The sequence below is a fragment of the Streptomyces sp. NPDC096132 genome (genome assembly GCF_044763345.1).
GTDB lineage: Bacteria > Actinomycetota > Actinomycetes > Streptomycetales > Streptomycetaceae > Streptomyces.
Genome location: NZ_JBIWGA010000002.1, coordinates 303,291 through 327,009, shown reverse-complemented (window position 1 = coordinate 327,009; position 23,719 = coordinate 303,291). Strand labels below are relative to the sequence as shown.

The following is a 23,719-nucleotide window of genomic DNA, read 5'->3' as shown; positions in this document are numbered from 1 at the left end:
GTGCGAGGGGGCCGTCGGGGTTGGTGCCGATGTGCGAGGGCGGTGGACAGGCGAACGTGACGATCATCGAGAGGTTGTGAGTCTCTCCCGGACCTCGTTCGCCTCCTTCATGATCCGCTCCAGTAGTTCCGCGCACGACGGCAGGTCGTCGATCACCCCGGCGACCTGCCCGGAGGCCATCACCCCGAGGTCCGTACGGCCGTCCACCATCGCCGACTTCAGCAGCATCGGCGTGTTGGCGGCCAGCAGGACCTGGCTCCAGGACAGCTGCTTGCCGTGTTTCATGGCGAGCCCGTCGCGGACCAGTTGCCGCCAGGTCAGCCCGGACAGCCTGCGGAAGCCGGCCGCCCGGCGGATCGCGTGCAGCAGTGCCCTCGCGCGGCCGGCGCCCTCCAGGGCCGCCACCAGGTCGGTCCGCAGCATGCGGTGCGGCAGCCCGTCCACCGCCCGGGTCACGGTGACGTCCCGGACCGTCGCCGTCAGATAGCGCGCCTTCACCGCGTCCGGCACCGTCGAGTCCGACGTCAGCAGGAACCGCGTGCCCATCGCGACCCCCGCCGCGCCGTAGGCCAGCGCCGCGACCAGACCCCGTCCGTCGAAGAAGCCCCCGGCCGCCACCACCGGGATGTCCACGGCGTCCACCACCTGCGGCAGCAGCACCGTCGACGCCACCTCACCGGTGTGCCCGCCGCCCTCCCCGCCCTGGACGACCACCGCGTCCGCACCCCACGCCGCGACCTTCTCGGCGTGCCGGCGGGCGCCGACGGAGGGGATCACGACGACCCCGGCCTCCTTCAGCTCGGCGATCAGCTCCCGGGAGGGCGCGAGCGCGAACGACGCGACCCGCACCCCCTCCTCGACGATGATCCGCACCCGGTCGCCGGCGTCCCCCGCGTCCGCCCGGAGATTGACCCCGAACGGCGCGTCCGTACGGGACCTGACCTCGCGCACCGCCTCCCGCAGCCCGTCGACGGTCATCGTCGCCGAGCCCAGGATGCCCAGCGCCCCCGCGTTCGCCACCGCCGACACCAGACGCGGGCCCGCCACCCACCCCATCCCGGTCTGCACGACCGGGTACCGGACCCCGGTCAGCCGGGTGAGCGCGGTCCGCATCACTGCGCGACCTCACGCGCGCGTGCGTTGCCCGGATCGAGCTCCTCACGGATCAGCCGCAGCTCCCCCGCCGTCGGCTCGCGCGTGACCGGCACCCGCTCCGGGACCTCCAGCGCGAACCCCGTCGCCTCCCGCACCCGCTCCACGGTCACCCCCGGATGCAGCGAGGCCAGCCGCATCGAACGGTCGGGCGTGGCGAAGTCGAGCACGCCGAGGTCCGTGACGACCCGCGCCAGACGGTGGTAGCGGGCGCCGTCCGCACGGTCGTAGCCCACCCCGCACACCATGTCGACCCGCTCCACGAAGACCCGCCGGGAGTGCTTCGGGATCCAGTAACTCGTCGGGTGGTTGAGGGTGTTCACGGGCGCCCCGCGCACCCCGAGCAACTGCCGCCTCGGCTTCGCCCAGTCGCCGATGCACGCGATGTTCTGGTTGCCGTACCGGTCGATCTGGCTCGCGCCCATCATCACGTGCCGCCGCCCGCCCGCGGCCAGCGCCAGATGACGCCGGTAGGGCAGCCAGCCCTCCACGGTGCCGTCCGCGTCCACGAGCAGCGCCTCGCCGTCGGTCAGCAGCAGATCGGGCGCGAAGGTCCGCCGGGCGAGCCGCGCCCCGATCGACGGGATCAGCCCCATCGGACTCGCCAGGATCTCGCCCGCGCCCCGCCAGGCCTCGGCGCAGGCGACCACGCAGTACTCGGCACGGGTGGCCCCGGTCATGACTCCTCCCCGGCCGCCGGGACCGCTGAGACCGCCGACTGGTACGCCTGCTCGTCCCCGTCGAGGAAGCGGGCCGCGAACTCCTCCCACGGCGTGCTCGCGTACCGCTTCTGGAACGCCTCGTCCCGCCCGTAGTCCGGCGCGCAGGACGTGAAGTGCGCCCCGTTGGGGGCCTCCACGACACCCGTCACCGTGTGCCGTGCGATCAGCAGCGACTGCGGCGGTGCCTCCTTCGTCAGCTCCGCGGTGTCGACGATCCGTTCGCACGAGACGTACGCCGTGTCCGCCGCCTCGCAGAAGAGGTCGTCGAAGTAGGGATCCGGGCCCAGATACCGCCCGTTGCCCCGCCGGTCGGCCCGGTTGACGTGTACCAGCGCCGCGTCCAGCCGCAGGGCGGGCATCGCGACGAACGTCTCCCCGTCGTCGTACGGCGAGGTCACCGTCCGCAGGCCCGGGTTGACCCGCATGACGTCCGAACCGAGCCCGGCGCGCACCGGCAGGAACGGCAGCCGGTGCGCGGCCGCCCGCAGCCCGGTCAGGAACATCGCCTCGTCGACCTCCGTCAGCTCGAACGCGCCCCGCTCGCGCGCCGCCCGGTAGTGCGGTTCGAGCGGGATCGAGTCCAGCGAGACGAACGCCGCGACCAGCCGGCGGATCCGCCCGGCGGCGGCCAGCATCCCGACGTCCGGGCCGCCGCACGAGACGACCGTGAGATCGGTGACGTCGGACCGCAGCAGCGCCCGCACCAGCGCCATCGGCTTGCGGCGCGAGCCCCAGCCGCCGATACCGAGGGTCATGCCGCTCCGCAGACGGGAGACGACCTCGTCGGCGGTCATCGTCTTGTCGCTCATCTACGCCCCCTCCTTCCCTTCCGGCCCGGACTTCCCGAACGTGTCCCGCACCCGGTCGGCCACCCCGCTGACGCTCGCCTCGAAGGTGAAGCCCTGCTCGAAGCGGTAGCTGCGGCGCACGTCGACCGGGTCGATGCCGTTGAGAGCGGCCTTGGCCAGCCGCAGCAGCTCCCCGTCCTTCGCGGCGATCTCCCGCGCCAGCTCCAGCGCCGCCGCCCGCAGACCGTCCCGGGGCACCACCCGCCACACCGAGCCGTGCGCCTCCAGCTCGGCCGCGGTGACCGTGCGCGAGGTGAAGTACAGGGCGCGCATCAGGTGCGGGGGGACCAGCCGGGCCAGATGGGTGGCCGCGCCCAGGGCGCCGCGGTCCAGCTCGGGCAGTCCGAAGACGGCGTCCTCGCTCGCCACGACCACATCCGCGTTTCCCGCCAGACCGACGCCGCCGCCCAGGCAGAAGCCGTGCACCGCCGCCACCACCGGCACCTCGCACTCGTACACCGCCGCGAAGGCCTCGAAGCAGCCGCGGTTGGCGCCGACCAGCGCGCTCGGCCCGCGCGTCTGCAGCTCCTTGATGTCCACGCCGGCGTTGAACCCGCGCCCCTCGGCGGCCAGCACCACGCACCGCGTCCCCGCGTCCCGGCCGGCCGCGCGCACGGCGTCGGCCAGCGCGAACCAGCCCGTCACCGGCAGCGCGTTGACCGGCGGGAAGTCGACCGCGACGACGGAAATCCCTTTTTCCGGGGACGAGGTGGAGACACCCATGGAAGCATCAGCTACCTTTCCACCAAACGTTTGTTAGGTGAAAGGTAGCAGCGAATGGAGCTGGACGGGAAGGTCGTCGTCGTCACCGGCGGCACCCGGGGCGTCGGCGCCGGAATCGCGCGGGCCTTCGCCGAGGCGGGCGCCGAGGTGCTCGCCTGCGCCCGCCGCCCACCGGACGTCCCGGTCCCGAAGACCGGGTTCGTGCCGCTGGACGTACGCGACGCCGACGCCGTACGGCGGTTCTTCGCCGGGCTGCCCCGTCTCGACGTCCTCGTCAACAACGCGGGCGGCGCCCCCTACCGCCTGCTCACGGACACCGACGCCGAACGCCACGCGCGCGTGATCGAGCTCAACCTCCTCGCGCCCCTGACCGTGTCCCTCGCCGCCCACGCCCACCTCCGGCGCGCCAAGGGTTCGATCGTGATGATCGGCAGCGTCAGCGGCAGCCGCCCCTCGCCCGGATCCGCGGCGTACGGCGCGGCCAAGGCGGGCCTGGAGAACCTCGCCCGCTCGATGGCCGTGGAGTGGGCGCCGGACGTACGCGTGAACACCCTGGTCGTCGGCATGGTCCGCACCGAACTGGCCCACCTCCACTACGGCGGCGAGGAGGGCGTCGAGGCCGTCGCCCGCACGGTCCCGCTGGGCCGCCTCGCCCTCCCCTCCGACGTGGGCGCGGCGGCCGTCTTCCTCGCCTCCGACGCGGCCGCCTACATCAGCGGGGCGAGCCTGACCGTGCACGGGGGAGGGGAGCGGCCCGCCTTCCTCGACGCCGCAACTGCCAACAAGGAGACGTGAGATGAGCGGAATCTGCGACGGGCGGGTCGTCGTCGTCACCGGCGCCGGACGCGGGCTCGGACGGGCCCACGCGCTCGCCTTCGCGGCGGAGGGCGCCCGGGTCGTGGTCAACGACCTCGGTGTGGGCCTGGACGGCAGGCCCGACGCCGACGGCCCGGCCGGGCGGGTCGTGGACGAGATCCGCGCGGCGGGCGGCGAGGCCCTCGCCCACGGCGGCGACATCGCCACGCCCGAGGGCGCCGCCTCCCTGATCAGCACCGCCCTGGAGGCGTACGGCCGGCTCGACACCCTCGTCAACAACGCGGGCTTCCTGCGCGACCGCATGCTGGTCAACCTGGACGAGGACGACTGGGACGCCGTCGTGCGCGTCCACCTCAAGGGTCACTTCCTGCCGTTGAGGCACGCCGCCGCGCACTGGCGCGCCGAGGCCAAGGCCGGCCGCACACCCGCCGCCCGGATCGTCAACACCAGCAGCGGGGCGGGGCTGCTGGGCTCGGTCGGGCAGGGCAACTACAGCGCCGCGAAGGCCGGGATCGTCGCCCTGACGCTGGTGGCGGCCGCCGAACTCGCCCGCTACGGCGTCCAGGTCAACGCGATCGCGCCCGCCGCCCGCACCCGGATGACGGAGCGGACGTTCGCCGAGACCATGGCGGCCCCCGAGTCCGGCTTCGACGCCATGGCCCCCGAGAACGTCTCCCCGCTCGTCGTCTGGCTGGGCTCCGCCGCGAGTACGGGCGTCACCGGCCGCGTCTTCGAGGCCGAGGCCGGACGGATCACCGTCATGGAGGGCTGGCGCCCCGGCCCCACCGCCGACAGGGGCGCGCGCTGGAACCCGGCGGAGGCGGGGGAGACCGTACAGAAGCTGCTGGCCGAGGCCGAGCCGCCGGGGGCCGTGTACGGGGCCTAGGGGTCACTCCGTCAGGCGGGCGGTGGCCTTGCGCTGCGCCTCGGTCATGACTTCGAGGAAGCGGTTCACGCTCTCCAGCTCCTGCGTGCTGAACCCCTCGCACGCGGCGACGATGTCGCGGGCCCAGTCCTCGAAGAACACCGCGAGTTCGGCGATCTTCGACTCGTTCAGCTCGACGAGGACGCGCCGCTTGTCCGTGGGGTGCTTCACCCGGCGGACGAACCCCTTGGCCTCCAGGCGGTCGAGCATGCCGGTCACCGAGGCCGGGGCGAGGCCGGTCAGCTCCGCCAGGTCCTTCGCGGTGAGCGGCCCCTTGCGCTGGAGGAAGTCGAGGGTCTTCTCCTCCGTGGCGTTCAGCCCCTGCTTCGCCGCGATCGCCGAGTGGAACATCACCGTGACCGCGCTGTGCTGCCGGCCCACGGTCATGAGGCGGTCGAGGGCGGCGGCGCGTCGTTCGTCGGTCATGGGATCAGGCTAACAAATATTTCGTTCGGGCGAACTAAGTACTTGCGGCGGCAGGCGTCCCGGTGCAAGTCTTTCGTTAGGCCGAACGAAATAAATCTGAAATTCGAACGGAGATCCGATCCCCATGGCCACGCCCCTCACCGCGCCCCCGCCCGTCCCGACGCAGCCGTACCCGCGCCGCTGGGCCGCCGCCGTCGTCATGATGGTCGCGGCGCTGATGGACCTCATCGACGTCACCATCGTCAACGTCGCGATCCCCTCCATCGGCCGCGACCTGCACGCCTCCGCGAGCGACCTGCAGTGGACGGTCTCCGCCTATCTGCTCGGCTTCGCGGCCGCCCTGATCGTCTCCGGCCACCTCGGAGACCGCCTCGGCCGCCGCACCCTCTTCCTCACCGGCACCGCCGGCTTCGGACTGGCCGGCCTCGCCTGCGGGATCGCCCAGACACCCGCACAGCTGATCGCCGCACGCGCCGTCCAGGGCGTCCTGGCCGCCGTCCTCGTCCCCCAGGTCATCGGATCCCTCCGCACCCTCTTCCAGGGCCGCGAGCGCGGCGCCGCCTTCGGCCTGTACGGCGCCGTCGCCGGGTTCGCCTCGGCGATCGGGCTGCTGCTCGGCGGGGTGCTCACGGACGCCGACCTGTTCGGCTGGGGCTGGCGCTCGGTGTTCCTGGTGAACGTGCCGGTCGCCCTCGTCACCCTCGTTGCCGGAGCGATCCTGGTACCCGCCACCCGGGAACGCTCCGCGGGCCGCCCCGACGCCCTCGGCAGCCTCGTCCTGGCCGGCGGCCTGGTCGCCATCGTGCTGCCCCTCGTCCAGGGACGGGAGAACGGCTGGCCCCTGTGGGGCTGGATCTGCCTGGCCGCCGGCCTGCTCGCCGTCACCGGCCTCGGCCTGCTCGAGGCACGGCGACACGGCACCACGACCGTCCCCCTGCTCCCGGCCCGCGCCTTCCGGCTCCCGGCGTTCTCCGTCGGCGTCCTGGTCCAGCTCCTCTTCTCCGTCGCCCTCCAGGGCTTCTTCCTCGTCTTCGCCGTCTGGCTGCAGGCCGGCGAGGGCTACACACCGATGCAGGCCGGCCTGCTCACCGTCGCCTTCTCCGTCGGCGGCTTCCTCACCGCACCGGCCGCCGACCGCCTCGCCGTGCGCTACGGACGGCTCGTCCTCGGCACCGGAGCGCTGCTCATGGCCGGCGGCTACGCCTGGGTGTGGGCCGCGATCGGTGACGCCGCCGACACCCACACCGGCGCCTGGCCGCTGGCACCCGGCCTGGTCGTCGCCGGCGCCGGCCTCGGCCTCCTCGTGGTGCCCCTGGTCAACGTCGTCCTGTCCGCCGTACCCACCGACCTCGCCGGCGGCGCCTCCGGCATCTTCTCCACCGCCCAGCAGTTCGGCGGCGCGCTCGGCGCGGCGGTCGTCGGCACGGTGTTCTTCGGCCACGCCGACCAGGGACTCACCGAGGCGCTGGGGACGGCCATGCCCTGGGTCACCGGGGGACTCGTGGTGTGCGCGGGCCTGTGCGCGCTGCTTCCGCGCACGGCCCTCGCGGGGGCCGACCTGTGACGGCGGCCCACGGCCGCGCCTGGGACCGTCCTACGGCCGCGCCTGAGACGGTCCCACGGCCGCGCCAGTGACGGTCCCACGGCCGTGACTCAGGTGTCGCACTCCAGAACCGTCCGGCACAACCCGCACCTCGCCCGCACCCGCCCCTTCACCGGCACCCTGATCCGCTGATGGCAGGTCGGACACGGAAACGTCACCCGCAGCGGACCCCGCGGATCGGGGGCGAAGGAGTACACGGAGCCCGGGACCACCGCCACCGGCCGATGGTCCTGGGCATGCCGACGGTCACGCGCGTACCGGCGCCGCCCCGCCCAGCCCGCCGCCGTCAGCGGAGGCTGCCGCCCGTCCCGCAGGGCCAGCTCCCGGCCCTCCACATAAGCCGAGTACGCCTGCGCACTGGTGAACCACGTCGACGGATCCTCGCCGAACACCAGCGACCGCTTCGCCAGCACGTACCCGAACTCCTCCGGCGTCAGATACCCCAGCTTCTGCGAGGAGGCCCCGTCCTCCCGGTAGGCGTCCAGCAGCAGCCAGCCCGCCCCCAGATACGTCGTCGCCGTGTCCGTCAGGATCTCGTTGTCCCGCGTCCCCCGGAACGACAGGTCCAGACGGTGCAGATAGACATGCATGATCTCGTGCGCCAGCGCCGCGCCGATGTCCCTCCGATGCGTCCGGAAACGGTCGTTCAGCTCGACGAAGTACTCCGGGCCCGCCGCCAGCTCCACATTCGCCGCATGCTCCATCTCCCGGAACGCGACGATCATCCGGGCGTCCGGCAGCCGGTAGTGCCGCACCAGCTCCCGCGCCACCCGCTGCGCCCCCAGATGCAGATCGTCCGTGTCGCAGAACGCCACGTCCACCGGGGCCACACTGGTGGCGAACTGGTGGACCGTGTCGTACGTCAACCGCCGGTACAGCGCCGTGACGGCCGCCCGCACCGTCTCCAGATGCGGATAACCGTGCTCGACCGGTCCGCCGTTGGCCACGCCCGCACCCCCAAGACGCCGTGCACCCGATTCCACTGTACGGGCAGCACATCCGCCGAAGAGGGCATGCCCTAGGGTGATCGCCCATGACCACCCGCAACACCCCCACAACCGGCCCCGGCGACGTCGACCCGGCCGTCCGCGCCGAGCTCGACCGGCTGCGCGACAGCATCGACAACATCGACGCCGCCGTCGTCCACATGCTCGCCGAACGCTTCAAGGCCACCCAGCAGGTCGGCCACCTCAAGGCCCGCCACCAGCTCCCGGCCGCCGACCCGGCCCGCGAGGCCCGCCAGATCGAACGCCTGCGCAGCCTCGCCGAGAACGCCAAGCTCGACCCCGCCTTCGCCGAGAAGTTCCTCAACTTCATCATCGCCGAGGTGATCCGCCACCACGAGCGCATCGCCGAGGACGCCGTCCAGGAATCGGCACCCAGCGTGAGCTGAGCCCGCTCCCCGGGCACCGGTCAGGCGACCCCGGCGCGAGAAGGGACAAACGGCGCGTACCGATCCGCCCCTGTGCCCGGCCTGCGGTATCAGGCAGCATGTCGTTCATGTCCGTACTGACGCGCGACGAAGCGCTAAGCCGTGCCCAGCTCCTCGACGTCCACCGCTACACCATCGAGCTCGACCTGACCGGCGGCGACGAGACCTTCGGCTCGCGCACCGCCATCAGGTTCACCGCGCGCGCCGATGGGGACACCTTCGTCGAGATCAAGCCCGCAGAGCTGCGCTCCGTCACCCTCGACGGACAGCCGATCGACGCCGAGAACCTGGACGAGAACCGGCTCGCCCTGAAGAACCTCGCCGCGGGAGAACACGAACTGCGCGTCGACGCCACGATGCGCTACTCCCGCACCGGCGAGGGCATGCACCGGTTCACCGACCCCAGCGACGGCGAAACGTACCTCTACACCCAGCTGTTCATGGACGACGTCCAGCGCGTCTTCGCCGCCTTCGACCAGCCCGACCTCAAGGCCGTCTTCGAACTCACCGTCCAGGCCCCCGAAACCTGGACCGTCCTCGCCAACGGCATCACCGAACACCTCGGCGAGGGCCGCTGGCAGGCCGCCCCCACCCCCCTCATCTCCACCTACCTCGTCGCCGTCGCCGCCGGCCCCTGGCACTCCGTACGCACCGAACACCGCGGCCTGCCCTTCGGCATCCACTGCCGCCGCTCCCTCGCCCCCCACCTCGACGCCGACGCCGACGAACTCCTCGACATCACGCGCGCGTGCTTCGACCGCTACCACGAGAAGTTCGAGGAGCCCTACCCCTTCGACTCCTACGACCAGGCGTTCGTCCCCGAGTTCAACGCCGGCGCCATGGAGAACCCCGGACTCGTCACCTTCCGCGACGAGTTCGTCTACCGCTCCGCCGTCACCGACACCGAACGCCAGACCCGCGCCATGGTCATCGCCCACGAGATGGCCCACATGTGGTTCGGCGACCTCGTCACCCTGCGCTGGTGGGACGACATCTGGCTCAACGAGTCCTTCGCCGAGTACATGGGCTACCAGACCCTCAACGAAGTCCACCCCGGGGGGTCTGGGGGGGAACCCCCCAGATGGAGGGGCACCGACACCTGGACCGACTTCGGCGTCGTCCGCAAGGCCTGGGGCTACGACGCCGACCAGCGCCCCTCCACCCACCCCGTCGCCCCCGAAGCCGTCCCCGACACCGCCTCCGCACTCCTCAACTTCGACGGCATCTCCTACGCCAAGGGCGCCTCCGCACTGCGCCAGCTCGTCACCTGGCTCGGCGAGAAGGACTTCCTCGCCGGCATCAACACCCACTTCGCCCGGCACAAGTTCGGCAACGCCGCCCTCGCCGACTTCATCGACTCCCTCGCCACCACCACCGAACGCGACGTCCACGCCTGGGCCGACGCCTGGCTGCGCACCACCGGCGTCGACACCCTCACCCCCGTCGTCACCGGCGACAACGGCGACCACCACCTCACCGTCGAACGCACCGGCAGCCGCCCCCACCGCATCGCCGTCGGCGTCTACGACCAGGACCCCGCCGACGACGGCGGCCACCTCGTCCTGCGCGAACGCCTCCACCTCGACATCCCCCAGAACGAACCCCTGCCCCTCGGTAAGCGCCCCACCCTGCTCCTCCTCAACGACCGCGACCTCACCTACGCCAAGGTCCGCTTCGACCCCCGATCCTTCCAGGGCGTCGTCTCCAGCCTCCGCGGCCTGCCCGACCCGCTCACCCGGGCCGTCGTCTGGAACGCCCTGCGCGACGCCGTCCGCGACGGCGAACTCGCCCCCGCCGCCTACCTGGACGCCGCCCGCGCCCACCTCCCGCACGAGACCGACCTCGCCCTCGTCCAGGGCGTCCTCGCCTTCGCCTCCGCCCACGTGGCCAACCGCTACATCGCCGCCGGGGAACGCCCCGCCGCCCTCGCCACCCTCACCTCCCTGTGCCGCGACCTCATCCGCCGCACCGAGGACGGCGACCACCCCGGCCTGCGCCTGATCGCAGTACGCCACTTCATCAACGTCGCCGCCCACCCCGACACCATCGCTGCCTGGCTCGCCGACGGCATCGTCCCCGGCGGACCCGAACTCGACCCCGACCTGCGCTGGCGCGTCCTCGCCCGGCTCGCCGTCCTCGGCGCCACCGACGAGGCCGCCATCGCCGCCGAACTGGAACGCGACCCCTCCGCCACCGGCCAGGAGGGCGCCGCCCGCTGCCGCGCCGCCCTGCCCGACCCCGAGGCCAAGGCGACGGCCTGGGCGGCGATGTTCGCCTCCGACGACCTCTCCAACTACCTCTTCACCGCCACCGCCCAGGGCTTCTGGCAGCCCGAACAGGCCGACCTGGTCCGCGCGTACGTCCCCCGCTTCTACGAGGACGCCGTCGCCGTCGCCGCCCGCCGCGGCCCCGCCATCGCCGACGCCGCCGGCCACTGGGCCTTCCCCGCCCACGCCATCGACCCCGAAGCCCTCCACCTCGGCGAGACCTGCCTGCGCGACGCCGACCCGATCCCGTCACTGCGACGCAAGCTGACCGACCAACTCGACGACCTGCGGCGCGCCTTGAAGGTACGGGAGGCGTAAATCAGCCTGCCCGGGTGCGGCAGCCCCAGCCGCCGCACCCGCCCCCGGTCCCACTTTCGGGTCCAATTCCCCCTGCTCCAGGGCGTGTCCCCACAGTCCTCGACAAACTGGGACTCCCGCGCCCCGCAGGAGGAGTCCCATGAGCACCCCGCCGCTCGCCTCAGGCCCCGAAGGCACGGGCGCCCTACGGCCGTTGCTCACCGCCGTCCTCGACGCGCTGGACGCGGGCGCACAGGCACGCGGCGGCCCCCTCCCGGCCGGCGGACCGGAAACGGTCGCCGCCCGCCTCAGGGCCGCCGTCGGCGACGTACTCCCCGAACACGGCGACCCGCACGCCCTGCCCGCCCTCGTCCGCGCCCTTGCCGAAGGCGCCGCCGACCCCGCGCACCCCCGATGCGCCGCCCACCTGCACTGCCCACCCCTCGCCGTCGCCACCGCCGCCGACCTCGCCGTCAGTGCCCTCAACCCCTCGATGGACTCCTGGGACCAGGCCCCGGCCGCCTCCGAACTGGAGACACTGGTCACCACCGCACTGGCCCGGCTCGCAGGCCACACCGACGCCCTCGTCACCACCGGCGGCACCGAAGCCAACCAACTCGCCCTCCTCCTCGCCCGCGAGACCCACGGCCCCACCCTCCGCCTCCTCTGCGGCGCAGGCGCCCACCACTCTCTGACCCGCGCCGCCTGGCTCCTCGGCCTGCCCGAACCCGTCGTCCTCCCCGCCCCCACCGGCCTCCTCGACCCCACCACCCTCGACGACGCCCTCACCACCCTCCCCGGCCCCCACCTCGTGGCCGCCACCGCGGGCACCACCGACGCCGGACTCATCGACCCCCTCCCCGACATCGCCGCCCTCTGCCACGCCCACGGCGCCCGCCTGCACATCGACGCCGCCTACGGAGGCGGACTGCTGTTCAGCGACCGGCAACGCCCCAAGCTGACCGGCCTCGACGCCGCCCACACCGTCACCCTCGACCTGCACAAACTCGGCTGGCAACCCGTCGCCGCCGGCCTCCTCACCGTCCGCGACCCCGCCGACCTCACCGCCCTCCACCAACACGCCGACTACCTCAACGCCGACGACGACACCGAAGCCGGCCTCCCCGACCTCCTCGGCCGCTCCCTGCGCACCACCCGCCGACCCGACGTCCTCAAGATCGCCGTCACCCTCAAAACCCTCGGCCGCCACGGCCTCGGCACCCTCGTCGACCAGGTCTGCGACCACGCCCAGGAGTTCGCCGCCCTCGTCCGCACCCGACCCGGCCTCGAACTCCACGCCCCACCCACCATCAGCACCGTCCTCTTCCGCCCCACCGGCGCCACCGACGACACCGTCGCCGCGATACGCCGCCGCCTCCTCACCGACGGCCACGCCGTCCTCGGCCGCGCCCGCCTCGACGGCCGGCTCTGGCTCAAGACCACCCTCCTCAACCCCCACACCCACCCCCACGACCTGGCCGCCCTCCTGAACCTGGTGGAAGGAACGACCCCCGCATGAACACGCCCCCACCCGCCGACACACCCCCACACCCCGACCACGACACCCCCCGCGACCTCGTCGGCATCGGCATCGGCCCCAGCAACCTCTCCCTCGCCGCCCTCGCCCACCCCCTCGCCGAACTCGACACCGTCTTCTACGAACAACGCCCCCGCTTCGACTGGCACCCCGGCCTCCTCATCGACGGCGCCCGCGTCCAGGTCCCCTTCCTCGCCGACCTCACCACCCTCGCCGACCCCACCAGCCCCTGGACCTTCCTCAACTACCTCAAAACCCACCACCGCCTCTACCCCTTCTACTTCGCCGAGCGCTTCCACACCCAGCGCGCCGAATACGACACCTACTGCCGCTGGGTCGCCGACCACCTCCCCGGACTCCACTTCCGCCACCAGGTCGACGCCGTCCGCTGGAACCCCGAACGCGACGTCTTCGAAGTCGACTTCACCCAGCTCGACACCGACGGAGAAGCCGAAGCCCTCGGGCGCACCTACACCAAGAACGTCGTCCTCGGCATCGGCACCGAACCCCACATCCCCGACCCCCTGCGCCCCCTCGTCGACGCCCCCGGCGTCCCCGTCCTGCACGCCGACGACTACCTCGCCCACCGCGACACCCTCCTCGCGGCCGGCCACGTCACCGTCGTCGGATCAGGACAGTCCGGAGCCGAGGTCTTCCTCGACCTCCTCCGCCACCGCCCCGCAGGCCGCGAACAACTCCACTGGATCGGCCGCACCGAAGCCTTCGCCCCCATGGAGTACTCCAAGCTCGGCCTCGAACACTTCACCCCCGACTACACCCGCTACTTCCACGCCCTCGCCGAACCCGTCCGCGACCGACTCGCCGCCGCACAATGGCAACTCCACAAGGGCATCGACGCCGGCACCCTCGCCGCCATCCACGACGAGCTCTACCACCGCACCCTCCACGGCGGCTGGCCCGACACCGTCCTCACCCCCGGCGTCCACGTCCGCACCGCAGGCCGCATCTCCACCACCAAAATCGAACTACACCTCGAACACACCCAGCAGAACACCCGCTCCCGCCTCACCACCGACGCCGTCGTCCTCGCCACCGGCCACCACGAACGCCCCCTCGACCGCATCCTCGCCGGCCTCGACCCCTACATGCGCCGCGACAACAGCGAACGCCCCCGCATCGACACCCACTTCCGCCTCGTCCTCGACCCCTCCGTCACCGACGCCGGCTGCAACGTCTACGTACAGAACGCCGAACGCCACACCCACGGCGTGGGCGCCCCCGACCTCGGCCTCGCCGCCTGGCGCAGCGCCACCATCCTCAACACCCTCACCGGCAAGGACAACTACCCCCTCCCCACCCGCACCGCCTTCACCACCTTCGGCCTGGAACAACGACAGCCCCAGATCCCGCCCGCACGCCAGCCGAGAACACTGACACCACTCAGGGACGGAATCTGAGGCCGCCACCTCAGACCGGCACCACGACTAGAACACCGGCGTACCAGCCCGCGTGAGCTTCCAGTCCACCGACGCGAAGTCCTTCGGGTCCAGCACACCCTTCGCGGTCACCCACTCCGCGATCCGCGTCCGGATCTCCGTCGACTCCGACCACACCTCGGTGGCGGAAGCCACGTGCGGGAACGCACCGCCGCCGTTCGCCCGGTAGTTGTTCACCGCGAACACGAACTGCTGGGCGTCGTCCAGCGCCGCACCGTTGTACGTCAGATTCCTGATCCGCGAACCCGCCGCCTGCGCGATGTCGATCTCGTACGACAGCCCCGACACATAGTCGTAGTTGTAGTCCGGCCGGCTGTTCGCGTTCGTCAGCTTCTCGACGTCCACCACGGCATCCGGCGCCGTCTGCACGAAGTACTCCGCCGAGTACTCCAGGTACGCCTTGATCTGCGCACCCGTCAGCAGCTTCGCCACCAGCGTGTTGTCGTACACGTACAGGCTCGACAGATCCCGGATCGTCACATTGCCGGCCGGGATCTCCGACGTCCGGGAGAACGGCGACGCCTGCGAGATCACCGGCAGCGACGCGTACGACGTCCCCGCCAGCGCCGCCTTGACGACATCCTCCTGGACCCTCGTGATCAGGTCGATGATCGGAGCGTCCTTGTACCGCGCCTCGACCGTCGTCAGCGTCTCCGTCGCCGTACCGACCACCTGGTTGACGTACTCCACCACCTTCGCGTGCTCGTCCGTCAGCAGCTTGGTGATCTTCGGGTCGTCGGCCACGGTGTTGGAGTTCAGCACCTTGGACGAGACGGACTCGACCGTCCACCGGCCCTTCTCGAACACCAGCGAGATGTCGAACACGGACAACCGCTCCGCATACGCCAGCGGCTCCGACAGCACGACGGTCCTGCCCGTCTTGTCGTTGACGACCTTCAGCTCCGGGATCTCCACATGCGCGTGACCGACCAGGATCGCGTCGATGTCCGCGACCTGCCTGGCCACGTTCGCCGCCGCGTTCTCGACGTACGGCAACTGGTCACCGTACGACGACGTGCCGGAGGAACCCGAGTGCGCCGAGACCACGACGACATCCGCACCCAGCGACTTCAGCTTCGGCACCCACTTCGCCGCCTGCTCCTCCAGCCCCGGGAACGCCAGCTTGCCCTGCACATAGGCCTTGTCCCAGATCGCGATACCCGGGTTCGTCAGACCCAGGACCGCGACCTTCACCGGCGGCGCGCCCTTCACACAGAACGTCTTGATGACGTAGGGCGGGAACGCCGGCTTCAGCGTCTTCGCGTCCACCGCGTTCGCACCCAGCAGCGGGAACCGCAACTGCGACTCGAACTTCCGCAGCGTCTCGATGCCGTAGTTGAACTCGTGGTTGCCCAGCGCCGCCGCGTCGTACCCGATCGCGTTCATCGCCTGCGCCATCGGGTGCACCGGACCACCCTTCGCGGTGATCGGGTCCACCTTCGCGTAGTAGTACGTCAGCGGAGTGCCCTGGATCGTGTCGCCCGCGTCCAGCAGCAGCGTGTTCTCCCGCCCCCGCTCCGCACGGAGCTGGTTGACCAGCGTCGAGATCCGCGCCAGCCCCTGAGCGTTGCCCGCCTTGTCCGTGTACTCCGCGTTCTTGAAGTAGTCCCAGTTGAAGACATGACCATGCAGGTCCGTCGTCCCCATCACCGTCAGCGCGTACCGCTTCGGCTGCTTCACGGGCTTCTTCGCCCCCGTGGCCTCCGCCGCCTGCGCCGCCGGAGCCGCAGCCGCGCCCGCGATCGCCACCCCCGCCCCGGTCACGGCGGACTTCTTCAGAAACTTCCGGCGGTTCAACGGCATGTCTCGAGCTCCTCGGGGGATGGTCAACAACGCGCGTAGACAAACGCGCGTAGATTCTGACCCGTCCATGACGGACGGCAACAGGTCCGGGAGGTTTCGATCTGGTGACCAGCCCGGTCAACTCCGGCTCCGGAAAAGGGAAAGGCGTGACAAGGTGGGGCGTATGACCGCACCGCAGAATCCGCCGTACGGCACACCCGACACCCCCCTCCTCGCAGTACGCGGCGAGGCCGAACTCGAAGCCGACCCCGACCTCGCCCGCATCGGCATCACCGTCACCGCCCGCGGCAAGGACCGCCGCACCACCCTCGACGACCTCACCCGCCGCAACACCACCGCCGTCGAACTGATCAAGTCCTACGGCGACGCGGTCGAGGACCTCTCGACAGGAGCGATGTCCCTCACCCCCGAACTCGAACCACACGGCCGCAGCGAACGCGTCCGCGCCTACCACGGCCGCGTCCACCTCACCGCCGAACTGACCGACTTCACCGCACTCGGCGAACTCACCACCCGCCTCGCCGACCTGGACCTGACCAGAGTCGACGGCCCCTCGTGGACCCTGCGCCCCGAATCACCCGTGTACCGCCGCGCCCGCCGGCAGGCGGTACGGGACGCCGTACAGCGGGCGAAGGAGTACGCCGAGGCACTGGGCACGACCGTCGGCGCGCTGATCGAACTCGCCGACACCGGAACCGGCTCGGCGCTCGGCCGCCCACGGTCCGACTTCGGCCGCCGGACGCGCCGAATGTCGGCGGCCGCGCAGGAGATCGAGCCGACGCCCGAGCCGCTGGACCTGGAACCGCAGCGGATGCGAGTACGGGCGGAGGTGAGCGCGCAATTCACGATGGTTCCGCCGACCCTGTGAATTCACGCTTACGGGGAATGCGGAGGACGGGATATGAAGACGAGACAACGATGCGCTCATCAGAGCGGCACCCCGCACAATTCAACACTTGTCAACTCCCCTTCACCCAACAGTTGTTGAGCAGTCACGTCCTCCCAATTCGCTACCGCCCGGTAAGACATAGGCTCGAAACATGCGCCGAGCAAAAATCGTCTGCACCCTGGGCCCCGCCACCGACTCCTACGACCAGCTCAAAGACCTGGTCGACGCCGGAATGGACCTCGCCCGCTTCAACCTCAGCCACGGCACCCACGCCGAACACGAGGAGCGCTACCACCGCGTCCGCAAGGCCTCCGACGAGACAGGCCGCAGCGTCGGCATCCTCGCCGACCTTCAAGGCCCGAAGATCCGCCTCGGCCACTTCACGGAAGGACCGGTACTCCTTGAACGCGGCGACACCTTCACGATCACCGTGGAGGAAGGCGTCGCAGGCGACGGCACACGCTGCGGGACGACCTACGCGGGCCTCGCGCAGGACGTGAGTACCGGGGAACGCATCCTCGTCGACGACGGCAAGGTCTGCCTCGAGGTCACGGAGATCGACGGCCCACGCGTCCACACCCGCGTGGTGGAAGGCGGCGTCATCTCCGACCACAAGGGCCTGAACCTCCCGGGCGTCGCCGTCTCGGTGCCTGCCCTCTCGAAGAAGGACGAGGAAGACCTGCGCTGGGCGCTCCGCACGGGCTTCGACGTCATCGCCCTGTCCTTCGTGAGAAGCGGACGGGACATCGTCGACGTCCACCGGATCATGGACGAGGAAGGGCGCCGCCTCCCGGTCATCGCGAAGGTGGAAAAACCCCAGGCGGTGGAGGCCATCGAGGACATCGTCGCGGCCTTCGACGGGATCATGGTCGCCCGGGGCGACCTGGGCGTCGAGATGCCCCTCGAACAGGTCCCGATCGTCCAGAAGCGAGCGATCAAGCTGGCGAAGCGCAACGCCAAGCCGGTGATCGTCGCCACCCAGATGCTGGACTCCATGATCGAACACTCCCGCCCGACCCGCGCGGAGGCCTCCGACGTGGCCAACGCGATCATCGACGGCACCGACGCGGTCATGCTGTCGGGCGAGACCAGCGTCGGCAAGTACCCCGTCCAGACGGTCCGCACCATGGCGAAGATCGTGGAAGCGGCCGAGGAGGACATCCTCGCCAAGGGCCTCCCACCCCTGACGGAACAGAACAAACCCCGCACCCAGGGCGGCGCGGTCGCCCGCGCGGCCGCGGAGATCGGCGACTTCCTCGGCGCGAAGTTCCTCGTCGCCTTCACCCAGAGCGGCGACACCGCCCGCCGCCTCTCCCGCTACCGCTCCCCGATCCCCCTCCTCGCCTTCACCCCGGAACAGGCGACCCGCTCCCAGCTCAGCCTGACCTGGGGCGCGGAGACGTTCCTCGTCCCGGGCGCCGCCTCCACGGACGCGATGGTCGACCAGGTCGACGAGCTGCTGCTCCGGTACGGCCGCTGCCAGAAGGGCGACATCGTGGTCATCACAGCCGGCTCACCCCCGGGCGTCTCCGGCGGAACCAACATGGTCCGCGTCCACCACGTGGGGGAGGACGACAGCCCCAAGTAGGCCATCGGGGTCAGTGCTTGGGGCCTACGTGGGCGTCGAGGAGGGCGACGGAGGCTTTCTTGGCGACGGAGATGTTGTACGGATTCCCGTTGCGGGTGCAGCGCGTCCACTCGACGCCCAGGTTGTCGAGGGTGTCGGTGTAGAGCTGTCTGATGTCGTCGGAGACGTTGGTGAAGAAGTAGCGGGGGTATTCGTAGCGCTTGCGTTCGCCGGCGACCATCCGGGTCGTCCAGTTGGTGATGCGGCAACCGTCGGAGTGGATGAGGCCGCGGATGAATTCCCAGGGGTAAGCGTCGACGATGGCTTGCTGCCAGCCTTCGAGGACGATCCGACGCTCGTGCTTCCTGCCAGGTCCGTGTTGGGGGAACACACAAGTCCAGTGCTTGGTAAACGACTTAACGTCGACGCAGCCTGTGCGTTGGAGGCGGGTGATGCTGGGGAAGGGCAGAACCTTGCGCATCGCTTCTTCGGCGGCGTCGATCAGGCCGGGCCACGAGGCGGTGCAGGTGACCATCAAGTAGTGCTGCCTCGGCTTGGAGATGATGTAGCCGTCGCCGAGGTAAAGACCCAGGAGATAGGCGTACGCGACGGCGTCTTCAGGGTCTCCTGGAGCCTCCCGGCATCGGAAGCAGGGAGGGGTTCGCTCAAGCGGTTCGAGCCGGTATAGCCACCGGCTGATCGACGACCGGGAAATGCCAGTCTCCCGGCTTACTGAGTTCAAACTGCGGCCTTGTGCAACGAGCGCGAGTGCCTGCTTGCGTGTGCTGACGTCGTACATATGAGCACTCTGTGAGAGTGATCGCTACGACACGCAGCAAAAAGCGGATGTTCACGAGAATGGGAACATCCGCTTTTCTTTACTGACCTTGGGAACCAAGGAAAAGTGCCCCGAGTCGGATTCGAACCGACGCTGTATGGGTTTTGAATCCATGGCCTCTACCGCTGGGCTACCGGGGCCCCTTCGAAACGAAGGTCAGCGGTCACCCGCTGTGTCACCACCTTACCGCAGCTAGGTAGGCTCTTGTCAGCAGTACCCCTGCCCTGAACGAGGAGCCCCCGTGACCGCCCCCGAGTCGCCCCAGCCCGTGGACGCGCCCGATGACGACAAGTCGCACGTGCCTCCGTTGACGACCCGTGTCGTCATCGCCGAGGACGAGGCCCTGATCCGGCTCGATCTGAAAGAGATGCTGGAGGAGGAGGGGTACAGCGTCGTCGGTGAGGCCGGTGACGGCGAGCAGGCGATCGAGCTCGCCCGTGAGCACCAGCCGGACCTCGTCATCCTCGACGTGAAGATGCCCAAGCTGGACGGGATCTCCGCCGCCGAGAAGATCGCCGAGGAGCGGATCGCCCCGGTGCTGATGCTCACCGCCTTCTCGCAGCGGGATCTGGTCGAGCGGGCCCGTGATGCCGGGGCCATGGCTTATCTCGTGAAGCCGTTCAGCAAGAGCGATGTCGTACCGGCGATCGAGATGGCCGTCAGCCGGTTCACCGAGCTGAAGGAGTTGGAGAAGGAGGTCGCCGACCTCACGCTCCGGCTGGAGACCAGGAAGCTCGTCGACCGGGCCAAGTCCATCCTCCAGACGGAGTACGGACTGACCGAGCCGGCTGCCTTCCGCTGGATCCAGAAGACCTCCATGGACCGGCGGATGTCCATGCAGCAGGTCGCCGAGGCCGTCATCCAGGACGCCGAGGAGAAGAAGGCCAACAAGGGGTAGTCGACCCCCGTACAGACGACGAGGCCCGCGCCCGGAGAAGGGGCGCGGGCCTCGTCGTATGAGAGGACCGGGAGGGATCAGTCCTCGCCGAGGTACGCCTTGCGGACGGACTCGTCGTGCAGGAGGTCCTGGCCGGTGCCGGAGAGGACGATGTTGCCGACCTCCATGACGTGGCCGTGGTCGGCGAGGGAGAGGGCCGCCTGGGCGTTCTGCTCGATGAGCAGGATGGTCATGCCCTGGGACTTCAGCTCGGCGATGGTGGCCATGATCTTCTGCATCATGATGGGGGAGAGACCCATGGAGGGCTCGTCCAGCATGAGCAGCTTGGGCTGGGACATGAGCGCGCGGCCCATGGCCAGCATCTGCTGCTCACCGCCGGAGAGGGTGCCCGCGGCCTGCTTGCGGCGCTCTCCGAGGATGGGGAAGAGGTCGTAGGCGCGCTGGATGTCCTTCTCGATGCCGGCTTTGTCGCTGCGGAGGAAGGCGCCGAGGCGGAGGTTGTCCTCGATCGTCATGCGGGGGAAGATGTGCCGCCCCTCGGGGGAGTGGGCGAGTCCCAGCGAGACGATGTTGTGGGCGGGGACCTTCTTCAGCGACTTGCCGTCGAACTTGATCTGGCCGCCGACGGGCTTGAGGAGGCCCGACAGGGTGCGCAGGGTCGTGGTCTTGCCGGCGCCGTTGGTGCCGATGAGGGTGACGACCTCGCCGGCCTCGACCTTGAAGGAGATGCCCTTGACGGCTTCGATCTTGCCGTAGGCGACCCGGAGGTCCTCGACTTCGAGCAGTGCGGTCATCGGTCGTTCTCCTTGCCGGGCGCGGCGTCCGTGGGGGCCTCGGCGTTGGCCTCGGCGGCCTCGACTTCGGCGACTTCCGCGTCGCCGGGGGCGTTCTCGAAGGGTTCGCCGAGGTAGGCGGCGACGACGCGCTCGTCGCCCTGGACGGTGGCGCTGTCGCCCTCGACGAGCTTCTCGCCCTGGACCAGTACGGCCACGCGGTCGCAGAGGTTGAAGATGAAGCGCATGTCGTGCTCGATGACGAGGACGGCGATGCCCTTGTCGCGGATGGCGAAGACGAGTTCCTCGGTGGCTCGCGTCTCCTGGGGGTTCATGCCGGCGGTGGGTTCGTCCAGGAGGAGCAGGCCGGGCTCGCTGGCCAGTGCTCGTGCGATCTCGAGCTTGCGCTGCTCGCCGTAGGGGAGGTTGCGGGCGAGGTGTTCGGCCTTCTTCTCCAGGCCCACGAACTCCAGGAGTTCCATGGCGCGTTCGCGGGAGGCCGCCTCGGCCTTGTGGAAGCCGGGGCCGCGCAGGATGGCGGACCAGAAACCTTCCTTCGTCCGCGTGTGTCGGCCGACCAGGACGTTTTCCAGGACCGTCATGTTGGCGAACAGGCGGATGTTCTGGAAGGTGCGGGCGATGCCTGCGGCGGTGACCTTGAAGGACTTGGGCGGCAGGACGGTGTCCTTGTAGCGGACCTCGCCCTCGGTGGGGATGTACAGGCCGGTGAGGCAGTTGAAGAAGGTCGTCTTGCCGGCGCCGTTGGGGCCGATGAGGCCGACGATTTCTCCGGCGTTGACGTGGAGGTCGACGTTGCGGACGGCGGTGAGGCCGCCGAAGCGCATGGTGACGCCGCGTGCGTCGAGGACCTTTTCGCCGGTGGGGGCGACCTGGGTGGTGGTGTCGGTGGTCATGGTGGTCAGGCCCCTGCCTTGGTGAGGACGGTGGGCGCTTCCGCTTCCTCGTGGAACTCGAGCTGGCGGCGGCGGTTGGGGATCATGCCCTCCGGGCGGAAGCGCATCAGCAGGATGAGTGCGAGGCCGAAGGCGAAGAGCTGGTAGTCGCCCAGGAACTGGAGCTTGTTGGGGATGAGGAAGAGCAGCGAGGCGCCGATGAGGGGTCCGCCGATGGTGCCCATGCCGCCGAGGACGACCGCGGCGAGGAGGAAGGCGGAGTTGGGCGGGATGGGGCCGGCGAAGAGGTACTGCTCGGGGGTCACGGTGTAGGTGACGTGGGCCTGGACGGTGCCGGCGAGGCCGGCGAGGGAGGCGCCGACGGCGAAGGCGATGAGCTTGACGCGGAAGCCGTTGATGCCCATGGCGAGGGCGGCGGTCTCGTCCTCGCGGATGGCGACCCAGGCGCGGCCGATGCGGGAGTCGCCGCTGCGTCGGAACACGGTCACGACGATGGCGGTGATGATCAGCATCAGGAAGAAGTAGTTGGCGAAGCGGCCGATGTCGACGCCGAGGATGTTGTGGACGACTCCGAAGTCGAACCCGAGGATGTTCAGGTTCGGGATGGAGGAGATGCCGTTGGAGCCGTTGGTGATGTCGGGTCCGGAGGTGCCGTCGAGGTTGTTGGCGGTGATCCGGAAGATCTCACCGAAGCCGAGGGTGACGATGGCGAGGTAGTCGCCGCGCAGTCGCAGGGTGGGGGCGCCGATGAGGACGCCGAAGACGAGGGACGCGGCGGCGCCGACGAGGGCGGCGGCCCAGAACGGGAAGTGCACGTCGAAGGGGGAGCTGGGGGAGCCGGAGACCATGGCCGCGGCGTAGGCGCCGACGCCGAGGAAGGCGACGTAGCCGAGGTCGAGGAGGCCGGCGAGGCCGACGACGATGTTCAGGCCGAGGGCGACGGTGGCGAAGATGAGGATGTAGACGCCGAGGGTCGCGTACTGGTCGTCGGTCTGGGTGAAGGGGAACAGTGCCGCCGCGACGAAGGCGCCGCAGATGGTGATGTTCTGGTGCCGGGCGGTGATCTGGCTGGCCTGGGCGATGAGGCCGGACTTGTTGAGGGCGGCGAAGCCGAAGCCGGCGGTGATGAGGAATCCGACGAACAGTTCGTCGTACTCGGTGCCGATGCCGTAGGTGAAGACGGTGAGGGCGAGGGCGAGGACGAGGACGATGACCAGGATCTCGACGTAGGACGGCAGGGCCGGGACGGGGCGCGGGGTGCTGGAGACGAAGGCGGCCTTGACGGTCTGCCACTGGTGGCCGAGCTTGTGCTTGGTGTGCTCCCACGACGTGTCGTCGGGGTCGATCGGGTCGGGCTCGGGGTGCTCGAACGGCAGGGCGAGGGCGCCGAGGAAGGCGGTGAGGCTCGCGAGGGCGACGATGTAGCCGCCGGGTTCGAGGTTGACGACTCCGCCGAGGTCGGCGCTGATCGCGATGACGGTGTACCAGCTGGTGGCGAAGGTGCCGAGGGCGGCGAACTTGATGGCCGCGTCGCCGCCGGCGGGGGTGACCCAGCCGAGGCCTCGGACGGCGTAGGAGGCCACGGTGAACAGGGTGGTGAGGAGGCCGCCGATGAGGACGAGGACCTGCAGTCCGCCCGGGTAGCCGTAGACGGTGAGGTCGCCGGGGAAGGCGGAGGTCCAGGTCCAGGCGAGGAAGGTGGAGATGATGGTGAGGATCGAGCCGCCGAGGGCCAGGGCGCGGGCGGCGGTCTCGGGGATGCCGATGAGGCCGGCCTGGGCGGGGGCGGTCTTGCCGAATGCTTCGGGTGTGGTGGTCTGTGTCGTCATCGG

Annotated in this window: 21 protein-coding genes and 1 tRNA gene; 10 read left to right on the top strand and 12 right to left on the bottom strand. The window is 70.3% G+C overall.

Translation table 11 applies throughout. The annotated features are described in order from the left end of the window. Positions 1 to 63 precede the first annotated feature (63 nt). Genes ACIRF9_RS05865 through ACIRF9_RS05850 form a run of 4 tightly spaced genes read right to left on the bottom strand, consistent with a single transcriptional unit; the run spans position 64 to position 3,445 of the window. Positions 64 to 1,113, bottom strand: coding sequence for an NAD(P)H-dependent flavin oxidoreductase (locus ACIRF9_RS05865; protein ID WP_403816912.1), 1,050 nt, complete (start codon positions 1,111 to 1,113; stop codon positions 64 to 66). Next, complete coding sequence (locus ACIRF9_RS05860) at positions 1,113 to 1,832, bottom strand: CoA-transferase subunit beta (protein WP_403816909.1); 720 nt, start codon at positions 1,830 to 1,832, stop codon at positions 1,113 to 1,115. Before ACIRF9_RS05860 ends, ACIRF9_RS05865 begins: the two co-directional genes overlap by 1 nt. Beyond that, positions 1,829 to 2,683 (bottom strand): CoA transferase subunit A, encoded by an 855-nt coding sequence (locus tag ACIRF9_RS05855; protein WP_403816906.1) that lies wholly within the window; start codon positions 2,681 to 2,683, stop codon positions 1,829 to 1,831. The genes ACIRF9_RS05860 and ACIRF9_RS05855 overlap by 4 nt, the downstream gene beginning before the upstream one ends. Then, positions 2,684 to 3,445 carry an enoyl-CoA hydratase family protein gene (locus ACIRF9_RS05850; RefSeq protein WP_403816904.1) on the bottom strand — a complete coding sequence of 254 codons (762 nt, stop codon included), beginning with the start codon at positions 3,443 to 3,445 and terminating at the stop codon, positions 2,684 to 2,686. It abuts the gene before it with no gap. 54 nt (positions 3,446 to 3,499) lie between these two features. On the opposite strand from ACIRF9_RS05850, the gene ACIRF9_RS05845 reads away from it, so the two are divergent. Together ACIRF9_RS05845 and ACIRF9_RS05840 are read left to right on the top strand one after the other, a co-directional pair. Next, the gene (locus ACIRF9_RS05845; protein WP_403816901.1) at positions 3,500 to 4,240 is read left to right on the top strand and encodes an SDR family oxidoreductase; all 741 of its coding nucleotides are present in this window, start codon (positions 3,500 to 3,502) and stop codon (positions 4,238 to 4,240) included. A gap of 1 nt (position 4,241) precedes the next feature. After that, positions 4,242 to 5,147 carry an SDR family oxidoreductase gene (locus tag ACIRF9_RS05840; protein ID WP_403816898.1) on the top strand — a complete coding sequence of 302 codons (906 nt, stop codon included), beginning with the start codon at positions 4,242 to 4,244 and terminating at the stop codon, positions 5,145 to 5,147. A 3-nt stretch (positions 5,148 to 5,150) separates the two neighbouring features. Here ACIRF9_RS05840 and ACIRF9_RS05835 read toward each other — a convergent pair whose 3' ends face one another. After that, a complete protein-coding gene (locus ACIRF9_RS05835; protein WP_403816895.1) occupies positions 5,151 to 5,612 on the bottom strand; it encodes a MarR family winged helix-turn-helix transcriptional regulator in 462 nt (153 codons plus the stop codon). A gap of 124 nt (positions 5,613 to 5,736) precedes the next feature. Here ACIRF9_RS05835 and ACIRF9_RS05830 point away from each other — a divergent pair, with 124 nt between their 5' ends. Beyond that, positions 5,737 to 7,176, top strand: coding sequence for an MFS transporter (locus tag ACIRF9_RS05830; protein ID WP_403816892.1), 1,440 nt, complete (start codon positions 5,737 to 5,739; stop codon positions 7,174 to 7,176). An 89-nt stretch (positions 7,177 to 7,265) separates the two neighbouring features. Here ACIRF9_RS05830 and ACIRF9_RS05825 read toward each other — a convergent pair whose 3' ends face one another. Beyond that, positions 7,266 to 8,162 (bottom strand): hypothetical protein, encoded by an 897-nt coding sequence (locus ACIRF9_RS05825; RefSeq protein ID WP_403816889.1) that lies wholly within the window; start codon positions 8,160 to 8,162, stop codon positions 7,266 to 7,268. Between the two features lie 86 nt (positions 8,163 to 8,248). On the opposite strand from ACIRF9_RS05825, the gene ACIRF9_RS05820 reads away from it, so the two are divergent. The 4 genes from ACIRF9_RS05820 (at position 8,249) to ACIRF9_RS05805 (ending at position 14,166) form a co-directional block, all read left to right on the top strand. Further along, positions 8,249 to 8,608, top strand: coding sequence for a chorismate mutase (locus tag ACIRF9_RS05820; RefSeq protein ID WP_403816887.1), 360 nt, complete (start codon positions 8,249 to 8,251; stop codon positions 8,606 to 8,608). A 107-nt stretch (positions 8,609 to 8,715) separates the two neighbouring features. Then, on the top strand, positions 8,716 to 11,232 hold the full coding sequence (gene pepN / locus ACIRF9_RS05815) for an aminopeptidase N (protein WP_403816884.1): 2,517 nt from the start codon (positions 8,716 to 8,718) through the stop codon (positions 11,230 to 11,232). Positions 11,233 to 11,371: 139 nt separating this feature from the next. Beyond that, positions 11,372 to 12,730 carry a pyridoxal phosphate-dependent decarboxylase family protein gene (locus ACIRF9_RS05810; protein WP_403816881.1) on the top strand — a complete coding sequence of 453 codons (1,359 nt, stop codon included), beginning with the start codon at positions 11,372 to 11,374 and terminating at the stop codon, positions 12,728 to 12,730. Continuing rightward, the gene (locus ACIRF9_RS05805) at positions 12,727 to 14,166 is read left to right on the top strand and encodes a lysine N(6)-hydroxylase/L-ornithine N(5)-oxygenase family protein (protein ID WP_403816878.1); all 1,440 of its coding nucleotides are present in this window, start codon (positions 12,727 to 12,729) and stop codon (positions 14,164 to 14,166) included. The genes ACIRF9_RS05810 and ACIRF9_RS05805 overlap by 4 nt, the downstream gene beginning before the upstream one ends. Positions 14,167 to 14,193: 27 nt before the next feature. Here the strand turns inward: ACIRF9_RS05805 and ACIRF9_RS05800 are convergent, their stop codons facing one another. Next, positions 14,194 to 16,008 carry a bifunctional metallophosphatase/5'-nucleotidase gene (locus ACIRF9_RS05800; RefSeq protein WP_403816876.1) on the bottom strand — a complete coding sequence of 605 codons (1,815 nt, stop codon included), beginning with the start codon at positions 16,006 to 16,008 and terminating at the stop codon, positions 14,194 to 14,196. Positions 16,009 to 16,171: 163 nt separating this feature from the next. On the opposite strand from ACIRF9_RS05800, the gene ACIRF9_RS05795 reads away from it, so the two are divergent. Then, positions 16,172 to 16,876 carry an SIMPL domain-containing protein gene (locus ACIRF9_RS05795; protein WP_403816873.1) on the top strand — a complete coding sequence of 235 codons (705 nt, stop codon included), beginning with the start codon at positions 16,172 to 16,174 and terminating at the stop codon, positions 16,874 to 16,876. A gap of 172 nt (positions 16,877 to 17,048) precedes the next feature. Next, on the top strand, positions 17,049 to 18,485 hold the full coding sequence (gene pyk, locus ACIRF9_RS05790) for a pyruvate kinase (RefSeq protein WP_403816871.1): 1,437 nt from the start codon (positions 17,049 to 17,051) through the stop codon (positions 18,483 to 18,485). A 10-nt stretch (positions 18,486 to 18,495) separates the two neighbouring features. Here pyk and ACIRF9_RS05785 read toward each other — a convergent pair whose 3' ends face one another. Beyond that, positions 18,496 to 19,263: a helix-turn-helix domain-containing protein gene (locus tag ACIRF9_RS05785; RefSeq protein ID WP_403816869.1), complete on the bottom strand. Its 768-nt coding sequence runs from the start codon at positions 19,261 to 19,263 to the stop codon at positions 18,496 to 18,498. Between the two features lie 106 nt (positions 19,264 to 19,369). Next, positions 19,370 to 19,442 (bottom strand) — tRNA-Leu (locus ACIRF9_RS05780). A 101-nt stretch (positions 19,443 to 19,543) separates the two neighbouring features. Between ACIRF9_RS05780 and ACIRF9_RS05775 the strand changes: the two genes are divergently transcribed. After that, positions 19,544 to 20,200: an ANTAR domain-containing response regulator gene (locus ACIRF9_RS05775; protein WP_390655926.1), complete on the top strand. Its 657-nt coding sequence runs from the start codon at positions 19,544 to 19,546 to the stop codon at positions 20,198 to 20,200. A 77-nt stretch (positions 20,201 to 20,277) separates the two neighbouring features. On the opposite strand, the gene ACIRF9_RS05770 is transcribed toward ACIRF9_RS05775, so the two are convergent. From ACIRF9_RS05770 to ACIRF9_RS05760, 3 genes are read right to left on the bottom strand one after another with little or no spacing between them, the layout of a single operon-like run. Beyond that, complete coding sequence (locus ACIRF9_RS05770; protein WP_403816865.1) at positions 20,278 to 20,994, bottom strand: ABC transporter ATP-binding protein; 717 nt, start codon at positions 20,992 to 20,994, stop codon at positions 20,278 to 20,280. Then, a complete protein-coding gene (locus ACIRF9_RS05765; RefSeq protein WP_403816862.1) occupies positions 20,991 to 21,887 on the bottom strand; it encodes an ABC transporter ATP-binding protein in 897 nt (298 codons plus the stop codon). Before ACIRF9_RS05765 ends, ACIRF9_RS05770 begins: the two co-directional genes overlap by 4 nt. 5 nt (positions 21,888 to 21,892) lie before the next feature. After that, positions 21,893 to 23,716, bottom strand: coding sequence for a branched-chain amino acid ABC transporter permease (locus ACIRF9_RS05760; RefSeq protein WP_403816859.1), 1,824 nt, complete (start codon positions 23,714 to 23,716; stop codon positions 21,893 to 21,895). Positions 23,717 to 23,719 lie beyond the last annotated feature (3 nt).